The 10,329-nt window shown below is 54.5% G+C and carries 8 protein-coding genes; 5 read left to right on the top strand and 3 right to left on the bottom strand.

Annotation, left to right across the window (positions count from 1 at the left end; genetic code table 11):
- Window positions 1-257: 257 nt before the first annotated feature.
- Both ACK13D_RS17010 and ACK13D_RS17005 read left to right on the top strand, forming a co-directional pair.
- Entirely contained in the window at window positions 258-1,154 is an 897-nt protein-coding gene (locus tag ACK13D_RS17010) for an alpha/beta hydrolase (RefSeq protein ID WP_022623984.1), read from the top strand.
- Window positions 1,155-2,278: 1,124 nt separating this feature from the next.
- Entirely contained in the window at window positions 2,279-2,671 is a 393-nt protein-coding gene (locus ACK13D_RS17005; RefSeq protein WP_242459381.1) for a winged helix-turn-helix domain-containing protein, read from the top strand.
- A gap of 284 nt (window positions 2,672-2,955) precedes the next feature.
- Here ACK13D_RS17005 and gorA read toward each other — a convergent pair whose 3' ends face one another.
- Window positions 2,956-4,308 carry a glutathione-disulfide reductase gene (gene gorA / locus ACK13D_RS17000; protein ID WP_052270755.1) on the bottom strand — a complete coding sequence of 451 codons (1,353 nt, stop codon included), beginning with the start codon at window positions 4,306-4,308 and terminating at the stop codon, window positions 2,956-2,958.
- A 128-nt stretch (window positions 4,309-4,436) separates the two neighbouring features.
- On the opposite strand from gorA, the gene rnz reads away from it, so the two are divergent.
- Window positions 4,437-5,348: a ribonuclease Z gene (rnz, locus tag ACK13D_RS16995; RefSeq protein ID WP_061901959.1), complete on the top strand. Its 912-nt coding sequence runs from the start codon at window positions 4,437-4,439 to the stop codon at window positions 5,346-5,348.
- Here rnz and ACK13D_RS16990 read toward each other — a convergent pair.
- Window positions 5,345-6,163 (bottom strand): CPBP family intramembrane glutamic endopeptidase, encoded by an 819-nt coding sequence (locus ACK13D_RS16990; RefSeq protein ID WP_191914375.1) that lies wholly within the window; start codon window positions 6,161-6,163, stop codon window positions 5,345-5,347. The two genes, rnz and ACK13D_RS16990, sit on opposite strands and share 4 nt — an antisense overlap.
- A 63-nt stretch (window positions 6,164-6,226) precedes the next feature.
- The gene (locus tag ACK13D_RS16985; protein WP_033780945.1) at window positions 6,227-7,069 is read right to left on the bottom strand and encodes a 23S rRNA (adenine(2030)-N(6))-methyltransferase RlmJ; all 843 of its coding nucleotides are present in this window, start codon (window positions 7,067-7,069) and stop codon (window positions 6,227-6,229) included.
- 430 nt (window positions 7,070-7,499) lie between these two features.
- Here ACK13D_RS16985 and prlC point away from each other — a divergent pair, with 430 nt between their 5' ends.
- Together prlC and rsmJ are read left to right on the top strand one after the other, a co-directional pair.
- Window positions 7,500-9,542, top strand: a complete 2,043-nt coding sequence (gene prlC, locus ACK13D_RS16980; protein ID WP_010253402.1) for an oligopeptidase A — start codon at window positions 7,500-7,502, stop codon at window positions 9,540-9,542.
- Between the two features lie 8 nt (window positions 9,543-9,550).
- The gene (gene rsmJ / locus ACK13D_RS16975) at window positions 9,551-10,297 is read left to right on the top strand and encodes a 16S rRNA (guanine(1516)-N(2))-methyltransferase RsmJ (protein WP_010253398.1); all 747 of its coding nucleotides are present in this window, start codon (window positions 9,551-9,553) and stop codon (window positions 10,295-10,297) included.
- Window positions 10,298-10,329: the final 32 nt, after the last annotated feature.

The following is a 10,329-nucleotide window of genomic DNA, read 5'->3' as shown; positions in this document are numbered from 1 at the left end:
CCGGCAGCAGCAGAGGTGCTCAGGCCCGCACTGCGGCTCGCTCGCCCGGAAAAAAGCTGCCACGTTTGACCGTGACAGCCTTTACAAATCTAATCTTAACTGATCAGCATTACGCCTGGCGGGCGCGTTTTTTTATGGCTTTTCAGGGGCCATTGCGTACATAATCGCCAGCCATGGCACCCGACTTGCATCTGTTGATTCTACTGCAGCCTGCCGCAACGGTTTGCTCACTCTTCTGGTATCACATAACAGGCATTATGATTACGCGTCGACGCTTTATTCTCGGCACGGGAGCGCTCGGGCTCTCCATGACCACCGGCAAAATATTTGCCCGCGATGACATTATTCCCCTCTGGCCGGACGATCCGCCCGGCGGCGGCGGCCCATCGGGCCAGTTGCATATTAACAGCACCGGTTCCTGGTCAAATATCGTCAGCCCGGCGATTCAGCGCTTTAAACCGGAAAATCCGAATGGTGAAGCGGTATTAATTGCAGCGGGTGGCGGTTATCGCTGGATCGGCATGGGACGCGAAGCCTGGCCGGTCGCGCGCTGGCTCAATGCCAATGGCTATACCGCCTATGTGCTCAGCTACCGGCTGCCGCATGAGAAGTGGCAGGCGGGGCGGCTGGCACCGCTGCAGGATGCGCAGCGTGCCATCCGGCTGGTGCGATCCTTTGAGCGCAAGGTGCATGTGCTGGGCTTCTCGGCAGGTGGGCATCTGCTGGGGCTGGCGGCGGCGCGTCCGGACTTTGAATCCTATCCGGCCATCGATCCGCTGGATGAAGTGGTGCCCAAAGTCGACAGCGTTGGCCTGATCTATCCGGTCATCACCCTGGAAGCGCCTTATCAGCACACCAATACCCATCTGATGATGGTCGGCAAAAATGCCACGCCGCAGGATGAGGCGAACTGGTCAGTGCAGAACTACGTGACCCGGCAATATCCGCCGACGTTTCTGGCGCAGGCCGAGGACGATCACACCTCAAATCCATTTAACACCGAGTTGATGCGCGACACCTGCCGCCGTAATCGTGTGCCGGTTGAGCTGATTCAGATCAGCAAAGGCGGGCATGGCTTTGGCCTTGGCAAGGCGGGCACGCCAGCGGCGTTATGGGATCAGGCTTATGTTCGCTGGCTGGATCGCGTGAGCTGAGTTGCACTGGCGCGGTGCACGACTGCACCGGGGGATCCGTTCTCCCTCTGCCTGGCGCAAGGTCACCAGATCGAAGGTGACCCTTTGTCCCGGTCCCGGTTAATGCTGCGTCCTCTGTTATCTTAAATCACCCGAATCCAAATCCAAATCCAGACCCAGACCCAGCACCCTCAATATTGATATCAACGGACTATGCTGTCAGGTCAGGGCGCATTAATAACTCATTCTTATTTATCACGTTAACGAGGGTGTACGGAGCTAAGGGGCACTCACGCTTATTTCTGACTCGGTATACAATGAGATGACAATCTCCTGCCGTTAGTACGGTACAAAATAGCTAAATAAGGACGCTTCAATAATTATCTTAATAAACATACGGATCTGATTGATTCTCGGGTAAAGAACATTCCTGTCTCATACCTTTTGCTTCTGTTTTTCCGCCATTACTTTGCTTTTTCCACCGATATATTGCCAGTTGATACAGATCAAAAATTGGCCAGAAATATCAGGTCTTATGGATTATAAAAAAACTAATGAAAGCGTTGAAGCGGGCGTGTTCGGATGACGCAATCGTCTTTCAATCCAAAGCGATTCTTCTTTTAAGCTTTATTTTGGCTGATTCTGCTACAGATGGTCGTAATAAAACCCGTAAGTTTTGAACTAAAATAAAAATCCCACTTTATTGTCTTCGTTAACGTTAGATGATTTCATAACGGCTACGCATAAGATGAGGCAAATCAGACAGCAATCCATCCTGGTCAGTTTATCGGTGGTTTCTGATTTAACTAAGAAATATTTAAGTTTTCTTGCCGGCGATGATAAGCAACAACATCTTATTGCATTCTGTCGGATGAGTATTAAGGTCAGTCTGCTTCTCCGCCAGAACAGACTTATTTATTATTACTTTTTATTAACGATGTGGCGAGGTGGATAGTCAGGATTTTAACACACAACAAAGGGTTATATGCATGACGATCATCGAGGCATCGCTATTACAGACCAGGAACAATGGAAAGGCGTGGCCAGGGCTGATTAAAAAGTGATGTACAAATAATGAAGGGATGTTTTTTAAATACCTGAATAAAAGTTATTATCTTGTTTTCATCATTGTTCTGGAGAACATCATGCTACCGGGTAATGAAGTGAATTTTATTGGCTATCTTATTGAAGGGAACGTGGTTTATTTACACAAGACAAAGCGACTAATTTGTTTGAATGGGTATGGTGAAGATATCATCCTGAGAAAAACCATGTCGCACGTATTAGAGTATCTTTTTGAAAATGCCACCATTGATGTTGTCACGGATTCGGAACTTATGGAGAACGTCTGGGATAAACATGGACTGAGTTCTTCTACGCAGCGGGTCTGGCAGGTTATGTCTAATTTAAAGTCGAAGCTCTTTTTTCTGGGTTTAAGTGATGATGTGATCCTGAGAGTTTCGAAGAAAGGCTATCTCCTCAAAGGCGACAGCGTGGAGAGGTTATTTAGCAGTCGTATCACTTCAAACATTCATTAAGCACAGCGATAAATTCACTAACGATAATCCTGTGGAAATGGACGCCGGGCCTGTGAATATAATCGGTAGTCATTAAATAATTTCATATATAAATGGATTTAATTACTGTCGGTTCGGTTTTTCCGCTGTTAATCAGCCTGGCTCTTGCTGGGTGTTGAAAATATGAAGAGAAACGCAGGTTTTACATTTCGCGTCAGCGGGCGCATTAATTTTCGCTGAGCGCAGTTGCAGGAAAAAACTGGCCCTGATGACCAGTTTTTCCCAATAGTATTTTGTTCGGGGAATTAACGCATCGTCACAAACTCTTCCGCTGCGGTTGGGTGGATCGCGACAGTGTTATCGAAGTCTTTCTTGGTGGCACCCATTTTCAGCGCCACAGCGAAGCCCTGCAGCATCTCATCCATGCCGAATCCGATACCGTGAATGCCGACAATCTTCTCATCTGCACCCACACAGACCAGCTTCATGCGACACGGCTGACGATGCTGGGTTACCGCAGTGTACATGGCGGTAAATGACGATTTATAAACCTTCACCTGGTCGTCGCCATACTGTTCCCGTGCCTGCGGCTCGGTCAGTCCCACGGTACCAATCGGCGGATGACTGAACACCACCGTCGGAATATTGCTGTAATCCAGATGCTCGTCCGGTTTGTTGTTAAACAGACGCTCAGAGAGACGACGGCCCGCCGCGACCGCAACCGGCGTCAGCTCAACCGCACCGGTGTTGTCGCCCACGGCGTAGATGCCTGACACATTGGTGTTCTGGAATTTATCGACTTTGATATAGCCCTTATCGTCCAGTGCGACGCCAGCGGCGTCAATATTCAGGGTATCGTTGGCGGGCTCACGGCCAATCGCCCAGACCAGACAATCCACGGTATATTCGCTGCCGTTTTCCAGCTGCAGCGTCAGACTGCCATCGCCGTTTTTAATCACAGCTTTTGGAATAGATTCGGTGTGCAGCGCCGGGCCTTCGCTGTTCATCACTTCTACCAGCGTTTCGGTAAGCAGCGGATCGAAGCTGCGCAGCGGCGCGTGTTTACGGACGAACAGGTGCGTTTCCGATCCCAGCGCGTTAACCACGCCAGCCAGCTCAACCGCAATGTAGCCTGCGCCGATGACCGCAGTGCGTTTTGGCAGCGCGTCCAGCTCAAAGAAACCGTCGGAATCAATGCCGTACTCTGCACCCGGAATAGAAGGGTGGACCGGACGACCGCCGGTGGCGATCAGAATATGGTTAGCCGTGATAATCTCGCCGTTGACTTCAACGCTGTGCGCATCGACAAAGCGGGCAAAGCCTTTGATCACTTCAACTTTGTTTTTACCCAGCACGTTGTCATAGGAGTTGTGGATGCGATCGATGTAGGCGCTGCGGTTTTTCACCAGTGTGGCCCAGTCGAAGCGATTCACGGTGGTGTCGAAGCCATAATCCGGTCCGTAGAGATGAATCGCTTCGGCGATTTGCGCGGCATGCCACATGATTTTCTTCGGCACGCAGCCCACGTTCACGCAGGTGCCGCCCAGCTCTTTCGCTTCAATCAGGGCACATTTCTGGCCATACATAGCCGCACGGTTAATTGAGGCGATGCCGCCACTGCCGCCGCCAATGGCGAGATAGTCGAAATGTCGGGTCATTGAAGTATCCATCCGGTTGCATAAAAAATTGGGGTTGAGTGTAACGCTGCGGGTCGAAATGACGCAAAGTTTGCGCCTATGATTGTAATAGGGTTCTGTTTTTTTACTCGCTTACAGGGAAGCATACCATGCACCTTACTTTTCTCGGCACCGGCGGCGGTGCTCCCAGCCTGCAACGTAATGTCACGTCTATTGCTTTTACCCGTGCGCTGAGTGGTGAAACCTGGCTGTTCGACTGCGGGGAAGGCACACAATTACAGTTTATGCGCTCCAGCCTCAAACCGGGCAAGCTGGATAAGATTTTTATCACCCATCTGCATGGCGATCATATTTTCGGGCTGCCGGGATTACTCACCAGCCGGTCAATGGCCGGGCTGACCACACCGATGACGGTCTATGGCCCCAGGGGATTAAAAACCTTTGTTGATACGGCGCTGTCGATCAGCGGCTCCTACACCGACTACCCGCTGACCATCGTTGAGATTGAGGCGGGCTGGACGCTGGACGACGGTGAGTTTCGTATCAGCGCCTGGCCGCTGAGCCATCCGGTGGAGTGTTTTGGCTATCGCATTGAACAGCATGATAAACCCGGCCTGCTGGATGCTGCGCGGCTGAAAGCGGAAGGGGTGCCACGCGGCCCGTGGTTTCAGCAGCTGAAGCAGGGTGAATGCGTGACGCTGGAAGATGGGCGGGTAATCAACGGTGCTGACTATCTTGGCCCCGCGACACCCGGCAAAACGCTGGCCATCTTTGGCGATACGGCACCTACTGAGGTCGCGCTGCAACTGGCGGCCAATGTTGACCTGATGGTGCATGAAACCACGCTGGAGGCCGCGATGGTGGAAAAAGCCAACGGGCGCGGGCACTCCACCACACTGCAGGCCGCCGAAGTGGCAAAACGCGCCGGGGCAAAACGGCTGATCGCCACCCATTTCAGTTCACGCTATCTGGCAAAAGACATGAACCGCCTGCTGGCGGAGTGCCAGACGATTTTTCCCTGCACCGAGCTGGCCTGGGATCTGGCGGTTTTTAACCTCTAATGATGCAGTGCGGGATAAGTGAAAAACAGCAGATGGGTCAGGTTAAGGCCAAAGTGCAGGGCGGTCGCCAGCCATAAGCGGCCGCTCCAGTGCCACGCCAGCCCATATAACAGCCCGGCCAGGGTGGCGAAGATCACCAGCAACAGGCCGCCGCTCAGATGCACCAGACCAAACAGCAGCGCGCTCAGTAACAGCGCAGGGATGCCGCCCACTACCTGCTTTAATCGCTGCTGCAGATAGCCACGAAACAGGGCCTCTTCCGCCAGCGAAACAAAGAACAGGTTGGCGAGCATAAATGGCCCCAGCCAGTCCGGTGTATGTCGCTCAAACGCTAATCCGCTCAATAATACCGCGCAGTACAGCAGCAGCGGAATGGCGGCGATCAGCGCCAGTGCGGCGGGTAGTCGATAGCGTGGTGGCGTGGCAGGCGCGCGAAACAGCGTCGGCAGGCAGGCCAGCAGTACAAAAGGAATAAGCGCTTTATCGAAGTTAAACCCGAAGCTGAAAGGCACGCTGCGCGGTCCGGCCTGCACATCCTCTGCCTTAAGGGGATTATTAAAGCCTGGAAAAAGATGGAGGAGCAACCCGATGGCGATCAGCACCAGCAGCGCTTCGGTCACTATTTGTCGTCGATGATGGTCACGGTCATAAATACGGAGTGCCACCACAGCGGCGGTGCCGGTAAACAGCAGCAGCACCGGCCACGCTAACACGTCCTGATAAAAACCCAGCAGTGTGGTGAGCGCCAGTAATAATAATGCCAGCCGTCGGGCCGGTTGCAGCGCGGCCAGCGCGCCAGCCAGTATGATCCACATGGTAAAGACCTGGTACAACGCCGCCGCACCGGTAGTGAGCGGCGGCGTAGAAGACAAAGAGAGTTATTCGGGTACGATCTGGTTAACCGCGTAGTGGCCGGTACCCGTCGGAACCAGTTTCTGGTGCAGCCACGGCAGCAGGGTATTCATCTGCTGGGCCAGCTTCCACGGCGGGTTAATCACGATCATGCCGGAGGCGGTCATGCCGCGCTGATCGCTGTCCGGACGGGCCGCCAGTTCGATTTGCAGAATATTGCGAATGCCGGTCGCTTCCAGATCGCGCAGCATATGTTTGATTTGCTGGCGTAAAACCACCGGATACCACAACGCAAAGACGCCGGTGCCAAAACGTTTATGGCCTTCCTGAATCCCTTTCACCACTGCCTGGTAGTCGCTTTTCATCTCATACGGCGGATCGATCAGAACCAGACCGCGACGTGACGGCGGTGGCAGTTTCGATTTTAACTGCTGATAACCGTCGGCACGATCGACGCGGGCGCGGTCATCTTTGCTGAATTCGTTACGCAGCAGCGGATAGTCGCTGGAGTGCAGCTCAGTGAGTTGCAGTTTGTCATCTTCACGCAGCAGATGGCGGGCAATCAGTGGCGAGCCGGGATAGTAGCGCAGCGTGCCGCTACGGTTCAGCGCACGAATCGCATCAAAATAGGGTTGCAGCAATTCCGGCGCATCGGGCTGCTGCCAGATACGTGAGATGCCTTCCAGATATTCACCGGTACGCTCGGCGTGCTCGCCGCTAAGCTGATAGCGGCCTGCTCCCGCATGGGTATCCAGGTAGAAAAACGGTTTCTCTTTCTCTTTCAGCGCCGTGATGATCAGGCTCAGAACGGTGTGCTTCAGCACGTCGGCGTGGTTGCCAGCATGGAAGCTATGGCGATAACTCAGCATTGTTTATCCTGTTGAATGTATAAGGTTTTAATTGATGGAAAATCAATTTATACCAATTATTACCTCACGTATTACCCACAGAACGACGCACAGCAACCGACGCAGGAAAAGCATGAGAATCCGCGATTATATCAGGGATGACCTGTTGATGGGCCAGAAGCGTGATAACAAATCGGGATTACCGCAAGCCGCTCAGGGCGGGGCGTCTGGTTCCCGGCACGCAGTCACGGAAAGCGACCGCAAATCCTCCCCGACCTGCCAGCCAGCATTACGTGCATGAGATAAAAGCGTGCATCTTCCGTGCTGCTATTCGCGCGTTTCTTCCCCACCTCATCCTGGCTGCCATTGATTTTCGCTACACTAAGCCGCATGTTACTTAGATTGCGTTGCGCGACCCGCTGCGCCCCATACATCTATAAAGGACTGCGCTATGACCAATCCGCTACTGACATCTTTTACGCTACCCCCTTTTTCTGCCATTAAGCCTGAACATGTGGTGCCTGCCGTGACGGAAGTGCTGAGCCACTGTCGCGCAGAAGTCGAAAAAGTCGTGGCGCAGGGTGCGCCGTATACCTGGGATAATCTGGTTCAGCCGCTGGCGGAAACTGACGATCGCCTGAGCCGTATCTTCTCACCGGTCAGCCACCTTAATGCGGTGAAAAACAGCCCGGAGCTGCGTGAAGCCTATGAGCAGACGCTGCCGCTGCTCTCTGAATACAGCACCTGGGTTGGTCAGCATGAAGGGCTCTATCAGGCGTATCGCAACCTGAAAGAGGGCGATCAGTACGCTGCACTGGATCTGGCGCAGAAGAAAGCGGTCGATAATGCCCTGCGTGATTTCGAACTCTCCGGCATCGGCCTGCCAAAAGATAAACAGCAGCGCTACGGCGAAATCGCCGCGCGCCTCTCTGAGCTGGGCTCGGCTTACAGCAACAATGTGCTCGATGCCACCATGGGCTGGAGCAAGCTGATTACCGATGAAAGCGAGCTGGCCGGTATGCCGGAAAGCGCGCTGGCGGCGGCGAAAGCACAGGCTGAAGCCAAAGAGCAGGAAGGCTGGCTGCTGACGCTGGATATCCCAAGCTATCTGCCGGTCATGACCTACTGCGACAACGCTGCGCTGCGTGAAGAGATGTATCGCGCCTATGCGACGCGCGCCTCCGATCAGGGTCCGAACGCCGGTAAGTGGGATAACGGCCCAATCATGGCGGAAGAGCTGGCGCTGCGTCACGAGCTGGCACAGCTGCTGGGCTTCGACTCCTACGCCGATAAATCGCTGGCGACCAAAATGGCGCAAAGCCCGTCCCAGGTAATCGACTTCCTTAATGACCTGGCGGAACGCGCCCGTCCGCAGGGTGAAAAAGAGCTGGAGCAGCTGCGCGCCTTTGCCCGTAAAGAGCACGGCGTGACCGAGCTTAATCCGTGGGATCTCACCTATTACGGTGAAAAGCAGAAGCAGCATCTCTACACCATCAGCGATGAGCAACTGCGCCCTTACTTCCCGGAAGAGCGTGCGGTCGCCGGTCTGTTTGAAGTGGTGAAACGCATTTACGGCATCACGGCGAAGCAGCGTAACGACGTTGAGGTTTACCATCCTGACGTGAAGTTCTTCGATCTGTTCGATGAAACCGGCGAACTGCGCGGCAGCTTCTATCTCGATCTCTACGCCCGCGAACATAAACGTGGCGGTGCCTGGATGGATGACTGCGTCGGCCAGATGCGTAAAGCCGATGGCAGCCTGCAGAAGCCGGTTGCCTACCTGACCTGTAACTTTAACCGTCCGGTGAAAGGCAAACCTGCGCTGTTCACCCATGATGAAGTGATCACCCTGTTCCATGAGTTTGGTCACGGCCTGCATCACATGCTGACCCGTATCGAAGCGCCTGGCGTCTCCGGTATCAGCGGTGTGCCATGGGATGCAGTCGAACTGCCAAGCCAGTTCATGGAGAACTGGTGCTGGGAACCGGATGCGCTGGCCTTTATCTCGGGCCACTTTGAAACCGGCGAACCGCTGCCGAAAGAGCTGCTGGATAAAATGCTGGCGGCGAAGAACTATCAGGCTGCGCTGTTTATCCTGCGTCAGCTGGAGTTCGGCCTGTTCGATTTCCGCCTGCACACCGAGTTTAATCCGGAGAAAGGTGCACAGATTCTGGAAACCCTGCGCGAAGTGAAAAGCCGCGTAGCAGTGGTTCCGGGTCCGGAATGGGGCCGTTTCCCGCATGCCTTCAGCCACATCTTTGCCGGTGGCTATGCGGCGGGTTACTACAGCTATCTGTGGGCAGACGTGCTGGCGGCGGATGCTTACTCCCGCTTCGAGGAAGAGGGCATCTTCAACCGTGAAACCGGTCAGTCATTCCTGGATAACATCCTGACCCGTGGCGGTTCTGAAGAGCCGATGGAACTGTTCAAACGCTTCCGTGGCCGTGAACCGAAGCTCGATGCGATGCTGGAACATTACGGCATTCAGGGATAAGTCGGTTCGTGAAAATCTGTTTGCTCGATGAATCAGGCGCCGGAGACGGCGCCTTATCACGTTTAGCGCAGCGCTGGCAGCTGGAGCACGATGAAGACGCACTGCTGGCGCTGGTGCAGACCCCGACGCACCTTGAACTGCGCAAGCGTGATGAGCCAAAGCTGGGCGGCATTTTTGTTGATTTCGTCACTGGCGCGATGGCCCATCGCCGTCGCTTCGGCGGTGGACGCGGCGAAGCCGTCGCCAAAGCGGTCGGCATCAAAGGCGGTTATCTGCCGGATGTGGTCGATGCCACCGCCGGGCTGGGACGTGATGCATTTGTGCTGGCGGCGCTGGGCTGCCGGGTGCGAATGCTGGAGCGCCATCCTGTTGTCGCTGCGCTGCTGGAAGATGGATTGCAGCGCGGGTATCAGGATGCGGAAATTGGCCCCTGGCTGCGCGATCGTCTGACGCTGATTCATGCGGCCAGCGCGCAGGCGCTGGGAGATATCACGCCGCCGCCGGATGTGGTCTATCTCGATCCGATGTATCCCCATCGCCAGAAAAGTGCGCTGGTGAAAAAGGAGATGCGGGTGTTTCAGTCGCTGGTGGGGCCGGATGAAGATGCTGACGCATTACTGGAACCCGCTCGCCGGCTGGCGAAGAAACGCATCGTGGTTAAACGGCCAGACTATGCACCGCCGCTGGCGGGTATTGTGACGCAGGCGGCCGTGGTGACCAAAAGCCATCGCTTTGATATTTACCCACCGCTCTAAAGCATAAAAAAGCCGGCGCAGAGCCGGCTTTA

The sequence above is a fragment of the Pantoea sp. K16 genome, assembly GCF_048452805.1.
Lineage (GTDB): Bacteria > Pseudomonadota > Gammaproteobacteria > Enterobacterales > Enterobacteriaceae > Pantoea > Pantoea agglomerans.
Note: the sequence above shows the minus strand (reverse complement) of the source record. Positions and strands in the feature narration are given on the sequence as shown.